The organism is Mesorhizobium sp. B2-6-4 (assembly GCF_006441495.1).
In the GTDB taxonomy this organism is placed as follows: domain Bacteria; phylum Pseudomonadota; class Alphaproteobacteria; order Rhizobiales; family Rhizobiaceae; genus Mesorhizobium.
Genome location: NZ_VFUE01000001.1, coordinates 27,978 through 44,888, shown reverse-complemented (window position 1 = coordinate 44,888; position 16,911 = coordinate 27,978). Strand labels below are relative to the sequence as shown.

General features: G+C 63.4%; 15 protein-coding genes, 1 tRNA gene and 1 pseudogene. 8 read left to right on the top strand and 9 right to left on the bottom strand.

Features of this window, described 5'->3' with window-relative positions; all coding sequences use genetic code 11:
* The first annotated feature begins 30 nt into the window (after positions 1–30).
* The 6 genes from FJ426_RS00215 to FJ426_RS00190 all read left to right on the top strand — a co-directional run bounded on the left by FJ426_RS00215 (position 31) and on the right by FJ426_RS00190 (position 9,014).
* Entirely contained in the window at positions 31–1,497 is a 1,467-nt protein-coding gene (locus FJ426_RS00215) for an alpha-glucosidase/alpha-galactosidase (RefSeq protein ID WP_140672510.1), read from the top strand.
* Positions 1,498–1,607: 110 nt separating this feature from the next.
* A complete protein-coding gene (locus tag FJ426_RS00210) occupies positions 1,608–3,689 on the top strand; it encodes an ABC transporter substrate-binding protein (RefSeq protein ID WP_140672509.1) in 2,082 nt (693 codons plus the stop codon).
* A 112-nt stretch (positions 3,690–3,801) separates the two neighbouring features.
* A complete protein-coding gene (locus FJ426_RS00205) occupies positions 3,802–4,809 on the top strand; it encodes an ABC transporter permease (RefSeq protein WP_140513339.1) in 1,008 nt (335 codons plus the stop codon).
* Positions 4,810–5,946 carry an ABC transporter permease gene (locus FJ426_RS00200; RefSeq protein WP_140501031.1) on the top strand — a complete coding sequence of 379 codons (1,137 nt, stop codon included), beginning with the start codon at positions 4,810–4,812 and terminating at the stop codon, positions 5,944–5,946. It abuts the gene before it with no gap.
* Positions 5,947–5,956: 10 nt separating this feature from the next.
* Positions 5,957–7,624: an ABC transporter ATP-binding protein gene (locus FJ426_RS00195; RefSeq protein ID WP_140562207.1), complete on the top strand. Its 1,668-nt coding sequence runs from the start codon at positions 5,957–5,959 to the stop codon at positions 7,622–7,624.
* Between the two features lie 19 nt (positions 7,625–7,643).
* On the top strand, positions 7,644–9,014 hold the full coding sequence (locus FJ426_RS00190) for an alpha-glucosidase/alpha-galactosidase (protein WP_140562206.1): 1,371 nt from the start codon (positions 7,644–7,646) through the stop codon (positions 9,012–9,014).
* Positions 9,015–9,032: 18 nt separating this feature from the next.
* Here the strand turns inward: FJ426_RS00190 and yacG are convergent, their stop codons facing one another.
* The 9 genes and pseudogenes from yacG to FJ426_RS32135 form a co-directional block, all read right to left on the bottom strand.
* Positions 9,033–9,230 carry a DNA gyrase inhibitor YacG gene (yacG, locus tag FJ426_RS00185; RefSeq protein WP_140562204.1) on the bottom strand — a complete coding sequence of 66 codons (198 nt, stop codon included), beginning with the start codon at positions 9,228–9,230 and terminating at the stop codon, positions 9,033–9,035.
* The gene (locus FJ426_RS00180) at positions 9,227–9,853 is read right to left on the bottom strand and encodes a Maf-like protein (protein WP_140501039.1); all 627 of its coding nucleotides are present in this window, start codon (positions 9,851–9,853) and stop codon (positions 9,227–9,229) included. The genes yacG and FJ426_RS00180 overlap by 4 nt, the downstream gene beginning before the upstream one ends.
* Positions 9,854–9,875: 22 nt before the next feature.
* The gene (infA, locus tag FJ426_RS00175; RefSeq protein ID WP_006200926.1) at positions 9,876–10,094 is read right to left on the bottom strand and encodes a translation initiation factor IF-1; all 219 of its coding nucleotides are present in this window, start codon (positions 10,092–10,094) and stop codon (positions 9,876–9,878) included.
* 196 nt (positions 10,095–10,290) lie between these two features.
* Positions 10,291–10,701, bottom strand: coding sequence for a low molecular weight phosphatase family protein (locus FJ426_RS00170; RefSeq protein WP_140501041.1), 411 nt, complete (start codon positions 10,699–10,701; stop codon positions 10,291–10,293).
* A gap of 48 nt (positions 10,702–10,749) precedes the next feature.
* Entirely contained in the window at positions 10,750–11,235 is a 486-nt protein-coding gene (locus FJ426_RS00165) for a UPF0262 family protein (RefSeq protein WP_140501043.1), read from the bottom strand.
* 5 nt (positions 11,236–11,240) lie between these two features.
* Positions 11,241–12,533, bottom strand: a complete 1,293-nt coding sequence (hisD, locus tag FJ426_RS00160) for a histidinol dehydrogenase (protein WP_140501045.1) — start codon at positions 12,531–12,533, stop codon at positions 11,241–11,243.
* 3 nt (positions 12,534–12,536) lie between these two features.
* The gene (locus tag FJ426_RS00155) at positions 12,537–12,971 is read right to left on the bottom strand and encodes a DUF2948 family protein (RefSeq protein WP_140501047.1); all 435 of its coding nucleotides are present in this window, start codon (positions 12,969–12,971) and stop codon (positions 12,537–12,539) included.
* 149 nt (positions 12,972–13,120) lie between these two features.
* Entirely contained in the window at positions 13,121–14,413 is a 1,293-nt protein-coding gene (murA, locus tag FJ426_RS00150) for a UDP-N-acetylglucosamine 1-carboxyvinyltransferase (protein WP_140501049.1), read from the bottom strand.
* Between the two features lie 274 nt (positions 14,414–14,687).
* A pseudogene (locus tag FJ426_RS32135) lies at positions 14,688–14,889 on the bottom strand (hypothetical protein); the annotation flags it as partial.
* A gap of 94 nt (positions 14,890–14,983) precedes the next feature.
* Here FJ426_RS32135 and FJ426_RS00140 point away from each other — a divergent pair.
* Together FJ426_RS00140 and FJ426_RS00135 are read left to right on the top strand one after the other, a co-directional pair.
* A tRNA-Thr gene (locus FJ426_RS00140) sits at positions 14,984–15,058 on the top strand.
* 460 nt (positions 15,059–15,518) lie between these two features.
* A complete protein-coding gene (locus FJ426_RS00135) occupies positions 15,519–16,907 on the top strand; it encodes a multicopper oxidase family protein (RefSeq protein ID WP_140562201.1) in 1,389 nt (462 codons plus the stop codon).
* The last annotated feature ends 4 nt before the right edge of the window (positions 16,908–16,911 follow it).

Genomic DNA, 16,911 nt, shown 5'->3' with positions numbered 1-16,911 from the left:
CTAGCATCCGATCGGATCGAGGTGAAGGTGATGAGTTTCAAAATCGCTATTATCGGCGCCGGCAGCGTCGGCTTCACCAAGAAACTGTTCACCGACATACTGTGCGTGCCGGAATTCAAGGGTATCGAATTCGCGCTGACCGATGTCAGCGAGCACAATCTCCAGATGATCAAGGCGATCCTCGACCGGATCGTCGAGGCCAACAAATTGCCGACCAAGGTGACGGCGACGACAGACCGCCGCGAGGCGCTCGAGGGCGCTCGTTATGTCATCAGCTGTGTGCGGGTCGGTGGCCTCGAAGCCTATGCCGACGATATCAGGATCCCCTTGAAATACGGCATCGACCAATGCGTCGGCGACACGATCTGCGCCGGCGGCATCCTCTATGGCCAGCGCAACATCCCGGTGATCCTCGATTTCTGCAAAGATATACGCGATGTCGCCGAGACCGATGCGAAATTCCTCAACTATGCCAACCCGATGGCGATGAACACCTGGGCGGCGATCGAGTACGGCAAGGTCGACACGGTCGGGCTGTGCCACGGGGTCCAGCACGGCGCCGAGCAGATCGCCGAGGTACTGGGCGCGAAGTCACCTCGGGAGCTCGACTATGTCTGTTCCGGCATAAACCACCAGACCTGGTTCATCGAGTTGCGCCTGAACGGGCGCGAAATCGGCAAGGACGAGCTGGTCGCCGCCTTCGAGGCTCACCCGGTCTATTCCAGGCAGGAAAAGCTGCGCATAGACGTGTTGAAGCGCTTCGGCGTCTATTCGACCGAAAGCAACGGCCATTTGTCCGAGTATCTTCCCTGGTACCGCAAGCGCCCGGACGAGATCACCCGCTGGATCGACATGTCCGACTGGATCCATGGCGAGACGGGCGGCTATCTCCGTTATTCCACCGAGACCCGCAACTGGTTCGAGACGGAATATCCGCAATTCCTCGAAGCGGCGTCGAAGCCGATCGATCCGTCAAAACGCTCCAACGAGCATGCCAGCCACATCTTGGAGGCGCTGGAGACCAACCGCGTCTATCGCGGCCACTTCAACGTCAAGAATGACGGTGTCATCACCAATTTGCCGCAGGACGCCATCGTCGAATCGCCCGGCTTCGTCGACCGCTTCGGCATCAACATGGCGGCCGGCATCACCTTGCCGGAAGCATGTGCCGCGACCTGCATATCCTCGATCAATGTCCAGCGCATGTCGGTGCATGCCGCCATATCCGGCGACATCGACCTGCTCAAGCTTGCCGTGCTGCATGACCCGCTGGTTGGTGCGGTATCGACACCGGAGGAGGTCTGGCAGATGGTCGACGAAATGGTCGTCGCCCAAGCGGCCTGGCTGCCGCAATTTGCGCATGCGGTTCCGGCGGCAAAAGAGAGGTTGTCGAAATCCAGGGTCAAGACCCGCGAATGGGCGGGCGCCGCTTGGCGCAGCGTCCGCTCGATCGAGGAGTTGCGCGCCGAAAAGGCCGCGCTGAAGCAGGCCGGCTGAAAACCCAGGTGGCGGCGACGGGCCTGCGGGAGACAGGTCCGCCGCGGTCGCCGTCCGGGCAGAAGACGAGCAGCAGCAAAACAAAACGTCCGAACACGAGGGAGGAGACAATGAGGAACCTACGCAGCATTGGCATGGTCGCGGGACTGGCGCTGGGCGTTTCCGTCCCGGCGCTTAACGCTTTCGCCTCCGAGCCGACGGTCCCGCCGGTACCGGCGGCGTTTCCGGCCGAAGGCAAGATCACTTATGTGCCGCGCGACTCCATCCTGGAGTTCAAGGCGCTGCCCGACTATCACGAGCCGGACTGGGTGACCGAGAAATACGTCAAGGCCGGCAAGCTGCCGCCGGTGAAAGACAGGCTGCCGAAGGAGCCCTTGGTTTTCAAGACGGGCAACATGCCTGATGGCATCGGCGTCTACGGCGATACAATGCGCCACGTTATCGGCGGGCGGCCGGAAGGCTGGAACTACGGCGCCGGTCAGACGCAGGGATGGGGCGGCATCGATATCGGCCTGTCCGAATGCCTGACGCGCACCGCGCCGCTGTTCCAGGTCGAGGCCAAGGACACCGAACCGCTGCCCAACCTCGCCAAAAGCTGGGACTGGTCGGCGGATGGCCACAAGCTCACCATGCACCTCGTCGAGGGTGCCAAATGGTCCGACGGCGCGCCCTTCAACTCAGACGACGTCATGTTCTACTGGGACGACGAGGTCGTCGATCCCAATGTCTCGCCGCTCAATGGTGCCACCCAGGAAACGTTCGGCGTCGGCACCACGCTCAAGAAGGTCGACGACTACACCGTCGAGTGGACCTTCAAGGAAGCCTTCCCGAAACAGTATCTCTACGCGATGGCCTACGGCACTTTCTGTCCTGGCCCCGCGCACATATTGAAGCCGCAGCATCCGAAATATTCGAAGAACACCTACGACCAGTTCAAGAACGCCTTCCCGCCGGAATATATGAACATGCCGGTCATGGGCGCCTGGGTGCCGGTTGAATACCGGCCAGACGACATCATCGTCATGCGCCGCAATCCCTATTATTGGAAGGTCGATGAGAAGGGCAATCAGCTGCCCTACCTCAACGAATTACATTACAAGCTGTCCACCTGGGCCGACCGCGATGTCCAGGCGGTGGCCGGCTCGGGCGATTTCTCCAATCTGGAGCAGCCGGAGAACTTCGTCGCCTCGCTGAAGCGGGCCGCGGAGGCGAATGCGCCTGCACGCCTGGCGTTCGGTCCACGGCTGATCGGCTATAATCTGCGCCTCAATTTTTCCGCTAATGGCTGGGGCAACCCGGACGAGCGCGGTCAGGCGATTCGCGAGCTGAACCGCAATGAGGATTTCCGCAAGGCCGTTACCATGGCGCTCGACCGCAAGGCGCTGGGCAACTCCCTGGTCAAGGGGCCGTTCACCGCCATCTACCCCGGCGGCTTGTCCTCCGGCACCAGCTTCTATGACCGCAAGTCGACGGTCTACTATCCCTTCGACCTCGAGGGCGCCAAGGCCGAACTCGCCAAGGCCGGACTCAAGGATACCGATGGCGACGGTTTCGTGAACTTCCCGGCCGGCACGGCCGGCGGCAAGAATGTCGAGATCGTCATGCTGGTCAACAATGACTACGGCACCGACAAGAGCCTCGCCGAAGGCGTTGTCGCCCAGATGGAGAAGCTCGGGCTGCGGATCGTGCTCAACGGTCTCAACGGCACGCAGCGCGATGCCTCGCAATATTCCGGGCGCTTCGACTGGCTGATCCGGCGCAACGACCAGGAGTTGACCTCCATCGTGCAGAACACCGTGCAGCTCGCTCCCGTCGGCCCCAAGACCAGCTGGGATCACCGCGCACCTGAAAGCGGCGAGGTCGACCTGATGCCTTTCGAGAAGGACCTCGTCGACATCGTCAACAAATTTGTCACGTCTGAGGACAATGACCAGCGCGCCGCCCTGATGAGAGACTTCCAGAAGATTTCGACGGAGCACGTCTACAATGTCGGCCTGACGGAATATCCCGGTGCGCTGATCGTCAATAAGCGCTTCTCCAACGTTCCAAGGGGCACGCCGATCTACATGTTCAACTGGGCAGAGGATTCGATCATCCGCGAGCGGGTCTTCGTGGCGGCCGACAAGCAGGCGAAATACGAACTGTTCCCGGAAGAGCTGCCCGGCAAGCCTGGAGACAAGGGCCCGATGTAAGTTTACCTCCCCTGACTGAGACCTCCGGCCGCGCCGCTGGCGCGGCCGGACAAAGGCAACCTCCGAACGCACCAAAAGGACGCGATCGGCAAGACGAGGAAGCGGACCGTCCATGCTGCGATTTCTGCTCATGCGCATAGCGTCGGCAATCCCGGTCCTTGCCATACTGAGCCTCGTCACCTTCGCCATCATCCAGGCACCGCCCGGCGATTATGCCGACTACATCCGCTCGCAGCTGATCAACCAGGGAGGCGCCTCCTTCGCCGAAGCCGACGCGCAGGCCAACGCCTACCGGATCGAACATGGCCTCGATAAGCCGCTGCCCGTCCAGTATCTCAACTGGATCGGCGGCATCGTCACCCGCGGCGATTTCGGCTACAGCCTCTACTACAACAAGCCGGTGGCCGACGTTGTGGGCGAGCGCCTGCCGCGCACCCTCATCCTGGCGCTTGTGTGCCATCTGCTCGCCTCGGTGCTCGGCATCACCTTCGGCATATGGGCGGCGACCCGGCAATACACCTGGATCGACTCGACACTTTCGGCCATCTCCTTCCTCGGCATGACGGTGCCGCGCTTCCTGATGGCGCTGATCATCGTCTATCTCCTGGTCTTCCAGTTCAACGTCTCGGAGATAGGCAGCTTCTTCTCGCCGCAATATGGCGGCGCGCCATGGTCGTGGGCCAAGTTCCTCGATCTGGTCAAGCATGTCTGGCCGGTGGTTGCGATCGCCACCTTCGGCGGGCTCGCCTACAACATGCGCGTCATGCGCGGTAATCTGCTCGACACGCTGAACGCCCAATATGTCGAGACGGCCAAGGCCAAGGGGTTGACCGGCAGCGCCGTCGTCATGCGACACGCCGTGCCCAATGCGCTGCATCCGCTGGTCATGTATCAGGGCGTGGTGCTGCCTTACATGCTGACCGGCGAAATCGAGACGGCGATCATCTTCGCGCTGCCGACCGTCGGCCCGGCGATCGTCGGCTCGATGGCGGTCGGCGACGTCTATGTCACCGCCACTTTCATGATGGTGCTGTCGGCGACGCTGATCGTCGGCAACATCATCGCCGACATGTTGCTGGTCCTGCTCGATCCGCGCGTGCGCCAGTTCGGGGAGAGCTAGATGTTGGCCCGCGATACATCGCCACCGCCGCTGCCGGCTGAAGGACCCGTCGAGAGACCCGCGCACGGCAACGAGAGCTACACCGCGCTCGTCTGGCGCCGGCTGAAGCGCTCCTGGACCGGCATGGCGGGGTTCTGGCTCGTCGTGCTGCTGATCCTCATGGCGGTATTCGCCGAGTTCCTGGCGCCGATGGACCCGAAGGTGACCGATGTCGCCTTCGCGCCGCCGCAACTGCCTGCTTTCCACGACAGGGACGGCGATTTCGTCGCCCGGCCCAGGGTCTATGCGCTGGCGGATTCGGCGGATCTCGATCCGGTCACCTTTCAGCCCATCGTCGGTCCCGACTATGATCATCCAAGATTGCTCGGCCTTTTCGTCGAGGGCGCGCCCTACAGGCTCTTCGGGCTCATTGCGGCGAACCGGCATTTCTTCGGTTCGATGGACGGCCAGCCGGTGCATTTCCTCGGCACCGACAAGTTCGGACGCGACGTGCTCTCGCGCGCCATCCATGGCTCGCGCGTCTCGCTGATGATCGCGCTGACGGTGGTCTTCATCATCACCGTCATCGGCACTACGGTCGGCATGGCTTCCGGCTATTTCGGCGGTCGGTTCGATGTCTGGATGCAGCGCTTCGTCGAACTCGTGCTGGCCTTCCCGCAGCTGCCGCTCTATCTGGCGCTGACGACGCTGATCCCGGTCACCGCGCCCACCAACGTCTTCCTCGCCTTCGTCATCATCGTCATGTCGGCGCTGGGCTGGGCGCAGATGTCGCGCGAGGTGCGCGGCAAGACGCTGGCGCTTGCGCGCATTGAATACGTACGCGCCGCCATGGCGGTCGGTGCCACCGACCGGCGCATCATCATGCAGCACATCTTCCCCAATGTGATGAGCCATGTGATCGTCGCGGTGACGCTGGCGATCCCCACCGTGGTGCTGCTCGAATCCTTCCTCGGGTTCCTCGGCTTCGCGGTGAAGCCGCCGCTGATCTCGTGGGGGCTGATGCTGCAGGACACCGCGACCTACTCCGTCATCGGCACCTATCCGTGGATCCTGTCGCCGGTCGGTTTCGTGCTGGTCACCGTCTTTGCCTTCAACGCGCTGGGCGACGGGCTGCGCGACGCCGTCGATCCTTATTGAGGTGGTTGGGATGACGCTCGCGCTCGCCGAACCTTTCGCACCTTCCGTCCGGCACGACCATGACGGACGCCAGGGAGAACCCGTCATCGATGCCCGCAACATCGAGGTCGTCTTCAAGGTCGAGCACGGCACGGTCGAGGCGGTCAAGGACGTCTCGTTCCAGCTCTATCGCGGCGAGACGATCGCCATCGTCGGCGAATCCGGTTCCGGCAAATCGGTGACGGCGCGCACCGTCATGGGATTGCTGTCCCGGCGCGCCACCGTGTCGCCGAGATCGACCGTCTGTTATGATGGGCAGAACATCCTGAAGTTCCCCGAAAGCGCCCGGCGCAAGCTGCGCGGCAACCGCATCTCGATGATCTTCCAGGAGCCGATGAGCTCGCTCAATCCGATCTATACGATCGGCAGCCAGATCGTCGAGGCGATCAGGGTTCATCGCAAGGTCGGCCGGCGGCAAGCCTGGGCACGGGCGCTCGAACTCCTGCAGCATGTCCAGATCCCGGATCCCGTCGCGCGGCTCAAGCAATATCCGCATCAGCTCTCGGGCGGCCAGCGCCAGCGCGTGATGATCGCCATGGCGCTGGCCAACGATCCCGACGTGCTGATCGCCGACGAACCGACGACGGCGCTCGACGTCACCGTCCAGGCACAGATCCTGAACCTGATCCGCAATCTGCAGAAAGAGCTGCGCATGGCGGTGATCCTGATCACCCATGACCTCACGGTCGTGCGCAAATTCTCCGACTACGTCTATGTCATGCAGCATGGCGAGATGCGGGAGCATAACGTCACCGAACGTCTGTTCTCCGATCCCCAGCATCCCTATACGCAACGACTGCTCGCCTCCGAACCGCGCGGGCGGCCACAACCGCTGCCGGAGGGCTCCGGCACCATCCTCGAAGCGAACGGGGTGCGCGTCTGCTTCATGCTGCGTCACGGCACCTTCCTCAAACCCGACTGGCGCGAGCTGGTCGCCGTCGACGATCTCGATCTCAAGCTTTGCCGCCACGAAACACTGGGACTGGTCGGCGAATCCGGCTCCGGCAAGACCACATTCGGCCAGTGCCTGCTCAGGTTGATCGATGCCAAGCGCGGCGAGATCCGTTTCGACGGCCAGCCGATCCATGGGCTGTCACGGGCCGAGATGCGGCCGCTGCGATCGCGCATGCAGGTCGTCTTCCAGGATCCGTTCTCCTCGCTCAACCCGCGCATGACGATCGGGCAGATCATCGAGGAAGGGCTGATCGTCAACGGCATCGGAGCGACGCGGCGCGAGCGGGTCGAGCGGGTGCGCGAGGCGCTGGTCAGCGCCGGCATGCCGGGCGACATCCTTTCGCGATTTCCGCACGAGTTCTCCGGCGGACAGCGGCAGCGCGTCGCCATCGCCCGAGCCATCGCGTTGGAACCGGAATTCATCCTGCTCGACGAGCCGACATCGGCGCTGGACCTCTCCGTCCAGGCGCAGATCATCGATCTCTTGCGCAGGCTGCAGGACGAGCGCGGCCTGAGTTATCTCTTCATCTCGCACGATCTCAAGGTGGTTCGCGCTCTGTGCCACCGCGTCATCGTCATGCAGCACGGCAAGATCGTCGAACAGGGACCTGTCGACGAGGTCCTCACCAATCCCAAGACCGCCTACACCGAACGGCTCGTCCGGGCCGCTTTCGACGTGGCCTGAACACATGCCGGAGGTTAGCGTGGCAAGAAATCCCAGGATCACTTTCATCGGCGCCGGCTCGACCGTGTTCATGAAGAACATCGTCGGCGACGTGCTGCAGCGGCCGGCGCTTTCGGGCGCGACGATCGCGCTGATGGACATCGATCCGCAGCGGCTGGAAGAGAGTGCCGTCGTCGTCAACAAGCTGATCGCGACGCTCGGCGTGAAGGCGAAAGCGGAGACCTATTCCGACCAGCGCAAGGCGCTGGCCGGTGCCGATTTCGTCGTCGTCGCCTTCCAGATCGGCGGCTACGAGCCCTGCACCGTCACCGACTTTGAAGTGCCGAAGAAATATGGCCTGCGCCAGACCATCGCCGACACGCTCGGCGTCGGCGGCATCATGCGAGGCTTGAGGACCGTGCCGCATCTGTGGAATATCTGCGAGGACATGCTCGCCGTCTGCCCCGATGCGATCATGCTGCAATACGTCAATCCGATGGCGATCAACACCTGGGCGATCTCGGAGAGATATCCAGAGATCAGGCAGGTCGGCCTCTGCCACTCGGTGCAGGGCACCGCGATGGAACTGGCGCACGATCTCGATCTTCCCTACGAGGACATCCGCTATCGCTCCGCCGGCATCAACCACATGGCCTTCTACCTGAAGTTCGAGCACCGCCAGGCCGACGGCTCCTACCGCGACCTCTACCCGGATCTCCTGCGCGCCTATCGCGAAGGGCGTGCGCCCAAGCCCGGCTGGAATCCGCGCTGCCCCAACAAGGTGCGTTACGAGATGCTGACCCGGCTCGGTTATTTCGTCACCGAAAGCTCGGAGCATTTCGCCGAATACACGCCCTATTTCATCAAGAGCGGTCGTCCCGATCTGATCGAGAAATACGGTATCCCGCTGGATGAATATCCCAAGCGCTGCATCGAGCAGATCGAGCGTTGGCAGGGGCAGGCGGAGGCCTACCGTTCGGCCGAGCGCATCGAAGTCGAGCAGTCGAAGGAATATGCCTCCTCGATCATGAATTCGGTCTGGACCGGCGAGCCGTCGGTGATCTACGGCAATGTTCGCAACAATGGCTGCATCACCTCGCTGCCCCGCGAGTGCGCCGCCGAGGTGCCGTGCCTGGTCGACGCCTCCGGCATCCAGCCGACTTACATCGGCGACCTGCCGCCGCAATTGACGGCGCTGATCCGCACCAACATCAACGTGCAGGAACTGACGGTGCGGGCGCTGACGAGCGAGAACCGGGAACACATCTATCATGCGGCGATGATGGATCCGCACACGGCAGCCGAGCTCGACCTCGACCAGATATGGTCACTGGTGGACGAGCTTCTTGCCGCTCACGGCGACTGGCTGCCGGCCTGGGCGCGCGTGAGCCGCAAGATCCAAGCCGCCTGATCAAGCGTCGCTCTTAGCTTATTTCGGCTCGTCGGCGTCGGGTTCTTCCTCGTCGTCGCGGGCTTTGATGACATAGGCGCCCTTCAGCCAGCGGTTGAGGTCGATGTCTTTGCAGCGCTTGGAGCAGAACGGGTAGGTCTCGCGCGCCGAAGGCTTGCCGCATTCGGGGCAGGGGCGCTTTGGCCGCAGCGGCGTCACCTTGTCGTCCGCGCTCATGGCCGCGCCGAGGACCAGTTTTGATGGACCTTGAAGCCTTCGCCCGAAAGCAACGCTACGGTCTCGTAGAGCGGCAAGCCGACGACATTGGTGTAGGAGCCGACCAGCTTGACGACGAAAGCGCCCGCAAGCCCCTGTACGGCATAGCCGCCGGCCTTGCCGCGCCATTCTCCCGACGCGACATAGGCGTCGATCTCCTCGCGCGGCAGCCGCTTGAACCGCACGCGCGTCTCGACCAGCCGCTGGCGCAGTTTGCCGCCGGGCGTGATCAGGCAGATGCCGGAATAGACCCGGTGCGAACGCCCCGACAGCAATCCGAGGCAGTTGGCGGCATCGTCGAGCGTCTCGGCCTTGGGCAGGATGCGCCGCCCGACAGCGACCACCGTGTCGGCGGCCAGCACCAAGGCCGGCGCGTAGTCGGTTTCCGACTTCAGCGAGGCGAATGCCTTTTCGGCCTTTTCCTTCGACAGCCTTTTGGCCAGCGAGCGCGGATGCTCGGCACGCAGCGGCGTCTCGTCGATGTCGGCAGGCAATATGCGGTCCGGTTCGATGCCGGCCTGCTGCAGGAGTTCAATGCGGCGCGGCGAACCCGAGGCAAGCACCAGCTTCAGCAAAATGCTCATCGCGGACCAGTCGGCCTTGATCTTACTTGAAACGATAGGTGATGCGGCCCTTGGTCAGGTCGTAGGGCGTCATCTCGACCAGGACCTTGTCGCCGGTCAGCACGCGGATACGGTTCTTGCGCATGCGGCCGGCCGTATGGGCTATGATTTCGTGTTCGTTTTCGAGTTTCACTCGGAACATGGCGTTGGGCAGCAGTTCCGTGACGACACCCGGAAACTCGAGGACTTCTTCCTTCGGCATTCGATACCTTTGCTTGGATGGTTTCCCGGCGTTTAGAGCATGATGCCGAAAAGTATGAGGCGGTTTTCGGACGACATCATGCTCTACTTCTTTGATCTAGAGTCGGAAGCTGTCAGGTCGAAGAGACCCAACCGCATCCGACTCTAGCCGGAAATTCGGCGGAACCTATATGATAATCGTCGGCTTGTGAACACGCTTAATCCGTCGCGTTTTTTGCTTCCGGAAGCAAAAAACGTCGGCCTATGCGCAACTTCAGCCGTTCACGCACATCGCGATAGGCCGCGATGATCTGCTCGCGCGTGCCGCTGGCGCCCGTAGGATCCGGCGTCGGCCAGTATTCGACCTCGACGGCGAGCGAGCGGGTGAGCTCCAGCGCGGCATGGTGCGCCTCCGGCGCGAGCGTGACGATGAGATCGAAATAGTCGTCTTCCAGCTCGTCCATCGTCCTTGGGTGGCGCTCGCCCAGCGACAGGCCTTCCTCGGCAAGCACGGCATCGACGAACGGGTCACGCTCGCCGCTGCGCACGCCCGCCGAGGCGACGAAGGTGCTGGCCGGCAGCATGCGCCGCGCCAACAGTTCGGCCATCGGCGAGCGCACGGCATTCATGCCGCACAGGAACAGGATCGAACGGGGCTGCGCGCCGGCGGTCAGGGGTTAACCCCGCCAATGGAGCACGCAGACCAGCGTGAACAGCCGGCGCGCCGTGTCGAAATCGATGTCGATCTTGCCGGCGAGCCGGTCCATCAACGTCTGCGAACCCTCGTTGTGCAGGCCGCGGCGACCCATGTCGATCGCCTCGATATGGCTCGGCGTCGAGGAGCGAATGGCGTCGTAATAGCTTTCGCAGATCATGTAGTAGTCCTTGACGATGCGCCTGAGCGGCGTCAGCGACAGGATATGGGTCACCACGGCGGAACCGTCGTCGCGCGTCACGGCGAAAACCAGGCGGGACTCGGCCAGCGACAGCTTCAGCCGGTAGGGGCCGGCGCCGCTGTCATTGACCGGTTGAAAACTGTTCTCCTCGATCAGGTCGAAGATCGCCACCGCGCGTTCGTGCTCGACGTCGGGCGTCGAACGGCCGATCGATTCATCGAGTTCGACATCGATCAGCCTCGCCCGGGTTTGATCGGAGCCCGACATGGCGCCTACATGTTCAGCCGGATAGCGACGGAGCGTCCATGCGCGTCGAGCCCTTCCGCCTTGGCCAGCGCGATCGCGGCGGGCGCCAGCGCGCGCAATTGCTCGGGCCCGAGCTTCAGGATCGAGGTGCGCTTTACGAAATCGAGTACCGAAAGCCCTGACGAGAAACGCGCCGAGCGCGCCGTCGGCAGCACGTGGTTGGAACCGCCGACATAGTCCCCGATGGCTTCCGGCGTATGGCGGCCGAGAAACACGGCACCGGCATTGTGCATCCGCGACAGGAAGCCCTCGGCGTCGTCGATTGCCAGTTCGACATGCTCGGCCGCGATGCGGTCGACCAGAGGCAGCGCCGCCTCGATCGCCTCGACCTCGATCACCGCGCCGAAATCGCGCCAACTCGCCGCTGCCGTCTCCGCCCGTGGCAGGTTTGGCAGCTGCCGTTCGACCGCCTCCTCCACCGCCTTGCCAAAGGCCGGATCGTCGGTGATCAGGATCGACTGCGCGGACGCGTCATGTTCGGCCTGGGCCAGGAGATCGGCGGCGATCCAGTCGGGATCATTGTCGCCGTCGGCCACGACCAGCACTTCCGAGGGGCCGGCGATCATGTCGATGCCGACGGTGCCGAACACCTGGCGCTTGGCCGCCGCGACATAGGCGTTGCCAGGGCCGACGATCTTGGCGACCGGCTTGATCGTCTCGGTGCCATAGGCCAGGGCAGCGATCGCCTGGGCGCCGCCGACGCGATAGATTTCCGGCACGCCGGCAAGGTCGGCCGCCACCAGCACAAGCGGATTGATGACGCCGCCGGGTGCCGGCACCACCATGACGATGCGCTCCACGCCGGCGACCTTGGCCGGTATGGCGTTCATCAGCACCGAACTCGGATAGCTCGCAGTACCGCCCGGCACGTAAAGCCCGACCGCCTCGACCGCGGTCCAGCGCCAGCCGAGCTCGACGCCCGCGGCGTCGGTAAAGCGGTCGTCCTTCGGCCGCTGCCGCTCGTGATAGGCGCGGATGCGGTCGCGCGCGAATTCGAGCGCCTCGATCGTCTGGTGGTCGCAAGCGGCATAGGCGCGGGCGATCTCGTCCTTCGACACGGCAATGCCGAGTTCCCTGAGGTCGGCCCGGTCGAAGCGTCTGGTAAAGTCGACGAGGGCGGCGTCGCCGTCGGCGCGCACGCGCGCGATGATCTGGCGCACGGCCGCGTCGACATCGGCCGACACTTCTCTCTTGGTGGTGAGGAAAGCGGCGAAACGCTGTTCGAAATCGGCGTCGGACTGGCGAAGCGTGATGGCCATCGCTCAGGCCCTGTGCACGGGACGCGACGTGGCTTCCCACGCGCCGCCGACATCGGCAAGGCGGGCCTCGATGCATTCGACATCGAGCATGATTGCGCCGCCTCCCGAAAAGATCAGCTCGACGATGCCGGCCGGCTTGCTGATCTCGATGAAGCTGATCGCCAGCAGCGACAGCACTTCGGCCGGCTTGTCGCGGGCTATGCCGCTGGTCTTGGCGCCCAGAACCCGATCGAAATGCAGCACGGCCTGGCGCCGTTCGTTGTGCTGGCGAAAGAAGCCCGATTTGGCCTCCCAGACGAAACGGTTCATGGTCAGCACGAAACGCTTGGCCGCGGGAAGGTATTCAAGGTCCGAGACTTTCATCACGGCGTCCTGGACATGGGCGGAGACGATGCTCAGGTCCTGGTCGTCGAGGGCGATAAGCTTAAGGCCGTTCATGCGGATCTCGCACCTGAAAATTGACTGTTCAGCCTTCTGTTAGAGCATGATCCCGAAAAGTGGAAACCGCTTTTCGGAAAAGATCATGCTCGAACAGGAATCCGGAGGTCATTCCGGTCCGTGCAGCCGTGAGGCGGGCGGGGATCGGCCTAAGCCGAGATCCGTTCGATCACCGCGCCGCAATTGGACAGCTTTTCCTCCAGCCGCTCGAAGCCGCGGTCGAGATGATAGACGCGGTTGACCGTGGTTTCGCCTTCGGCCGCCAGGCCGGCAATGACCAGCGAAACGGAAGCGCGAAGGTCGGTCGCCATGACAGGCGCGCCTTTCAATTTCGGCACGCCGTCGACGATCGCCGTCTGGCCCGAAAGTGTGATGTGGGCGCCCAGGCGCGCCAGTTCCTGCACATGCATGAAGCGGTTTTCGAAGATCGTCTCGGTGATGCGCGACTTGCCCTTGGCCATGGTCATCAGCCCCATGAACTGCGCCTGCAGATCGGTCGGGAAAGCCGGGAAGGGCGCCGTCGTCACGTTGACCGGTGAAATGCCGGCGCCGTTGCGCTTGACGCGGATGCCGGAATTGGTCGGCGTGATCTCGGCGCCCGTCTGCGCGATCACGTCCAGCGCGGTCTGCAGCAAATCGGGACGCGCGCCCTCGAGCACGACGTCGCCGCCGGTCATGGCGACGGCCATGGCATAGGTTCCGGTCTCGATCCGGTCCGGGATGACGCGCACGCGCGCGCCCGACAGCGCCTCGACGCCGTCGATGGTGATGGTTGGCGTGCCGGCGCCGGAAATCTTGGCGCCCATGGCATTGAGGCATTCGGCGAGGTTGACGATCTCGGGCTCGCAGGCGGCGTTTTCAAGCACCGTCTCGCCCTTGGCGAGCGACGCCGCCATCATCAGCACATGGGTGGCGCCGACCGACACTTTCGGAAAGACATAACGGTTGCCGACGAGGCGGCCGTTCCTGGTCTTGGCGATGACATAGCCGGTGTCGACGTCGATGTCGGCGCCCAGCGCCTGCAGGCCTTCCAGGAACAGGTCGACCGGCCGCGTGCCGATGGCGCAACCGCCCGGCAACGACACCTTGGCCTCGCCCATGCGGGCCAGCAGCGGGCCAATGACCCAGAACGAAGCGCGCATCTTCGACACCAGCTCGTAGGGTGCCGTCGTGTCGACGATGTTGCGGGCGGAGAAGTTGATGGTACGCGAATAGCCTTCATTCTGCTTTTCGCGGCGTCCGTTGACCGAATAATCGACGCCGTGATTGCCCAGGATGCGGATCAGCTGCTCGACATCGGCCAGATGCGGCACGTTTTCGAGCGTCAGCGTGTCGTCCGTCAGAAGCGACGCGATCATCAACGGCAGGGCGGCGTTTTTCGCGCCCGAGATCGGAATGCTTCCGGCGAGCTTGTTGCCGCCGACAATTCTGATGCGATCCATGAAGACTATCCCCTCGGCCCCGAAAGCCGGTTTCAATCGTTTGAGTATCGGCCCGTCTAGACCATCGGCCAGCCTGGTTCAAGAAATAGGATTTCCTGGTACCCGACCCAAGAGTCGCTGATTTGAGTTAATCTTTTTGTATTTCCTTCGCCGCGCCGAGCCCGTCCGGCCGCTTGTCGGGCTCGTCGGGCTCGCCGGCGCGCCGCTTGTCGGCGTCGTCGGCGTGCTGCCTGCCAATGTGGCCCGCGCGATGTTTGTCAGCCTCGCCGGTGCGCTGTTTGTCCGCGTCTCCCGCGCGCCGCGAGCGCGACTGCGCCTTGCGTTTCAGCAGATTCGCGCGCAGCTGCTCGGCCAGCCGGTCCTTGCGGCCGGTGCCGCCCTTTTTCGGTGGAGTTGTCGTGTCGTTCATTGTCCCGTCCTAGCCGGCGGCCGGCCAGCCCGCTATTCAGGCATAACCAACATTGTGGCGCGGCCATGTCATCAGAACCTATCCGGCAAAGGCTTTCACAGATGCTTTGCACTTGGCCTTGCGCTCGCCGGTTCGATATGGCAGAAGCCCCGCCATCAGCGGCTGCGGTAGCTCAGTGGTAGAGCACTCCCTTGGTAAGGGAGAGGTCGAGAGTTCAATCCTCTCTCGCAGCACCAGACTGCCCGACATTTTCAGCGCCATCCGTCCCATTCTTAAGCCCTTGCGGCACGAACGGGCAAAAAAAGGCGCATCCGGCACCTGAATCCGAGATTTCGCGCAAGGTTGGTTCCCGTCGTGCTTTCATGGCGGGAGCAAATCGGCCTGCTTGCTTTCCTCCGCGACGAGCGCCGGCCCATAGCGGGCGACCGCTTGGCGCCCTTCCGCCCCCCACCCGCCCGATCGGACGGTTGAAAACATCGGCATTGGCGAGCCGGGCGAGTCCGCTCCGGTCAGTGCCTTGAAGCATGATCTGGTGCGGCCGTCGTCCCGATCAGAGTCGCAGGGCGAAGCGCCGTCCGCGCAGACGGCGCTGGTTGCGGCTTCATCGGAACGCAAATGCCGATATCGGGATTTGCGCTGGTCGCCCGATCGTGATTCAAGTCGGCGATTCCGAGGGCTTTCCCGCTGGAGCGCAGCATGACCTTGATCACACGCCGTCGACTTCTGAAATCGGCAGCGTTTGCCGGTGCGGGCGGGCTCGTCGCGATGGGGAGGCTTGGCGGCTGGGCCGCCGCCACGCCCGAGCCGGTGGTACTGCGGACGGCCAAAATCCAGGCCAGGCTGATGGAGATCGGTCCGACCCGGGACGTGCTGACCTATGGCAGCGCCGGGATGCCGCCTGTGCTGAGGATGAAAAAGGGCGAGCCCTTCGCCGCCCGGCTCGTCAACGCCATCGACGACCCGACGACGATCCATTGGCACGGCGTTCGGGTCCCCAACAGGATGGACGGCGTTCCGTTCCTGGTCCAGCCCTATGTCTATACCGGCGATCATTTCGACTACGCCTTCACGCCGCCCGATGCCGGCACCTTCTGGTACCACCCGCATTGCAACACGCTGGAGCAGATGGGGCACGGCCTGACCGGCGTCATCGTGGTCGAAAATCCCGGTGATCCGAAATTCGATGCCGAAATCGTCCTGAATCTGCGCGACTGGCGCCTCGGCGACGATGGCCAGTTCATCGATCAGTTCCGGCCGCGGGATGCCGCGAGAACCGGCACCTATGGCACGGTGCGCACGGCCAACTGGCTCGACCAGCCGCACTATGACGCGCCAGCCGGCGGGCTGGTGCGGCTGCGCGTCGCCATCACCGACGTGACGCGCATCCATGCCTTTCGCGTCGACGGCGCGGAGGCGACGGTGATCGCGCTGGATGGCAATCCGGTGCCGCAGCGTTTTTCGCCCGATGCCTTGCTGCTTGGCCCGGGACAGCGCATGGAACTCGCCATCCGCATGCCTGACGCGGAGGGCGCGGTCGTGAGCCTGCGGGACGTCAGGGGCACCAAGCCCAAGGTGCTGGCTACCTTGCGTGCGGCTGGCAGCTCGCTGAAGCGCGACATTCGTGATGTCGCGCCGCTGGAGGCCAATCCGGTGGCGGAGGTCGATCTCTCCGCTGCCCAGCATATTTCGCTGGCGCTCAGCGCCACGGCCGAGAACATTGCGAGCGACGGCATATGCGGTTCGCTCGGCTACAGTTTCTGGGCCATCAACAAGGTGCCGTGGCCGGGTGACACGCCGGATCCGACCGCGCCGCTGGCCGAATTGAAGCTTGGCAGGAGCTATGTCATCGACATGGAGAACCTGACGCCGCAATCGCATCCGATGCATTTGCACGGCATGAGCTTCAAAGTGCTGTCATCCTCGACTCGGCCCGTGCAGCCGCTGATTTCAGACACCTATCTCATCCAGCCCAACGAGAAGGTGAGCCTCGCCTTCGTCGCCGACAACCCCGGCGACTGGCTGCTGCACTGCCACATCATCGAGCATCAGAAGTCGGGCATGACGAGCTACGTCAGGGTGACCTGAAACC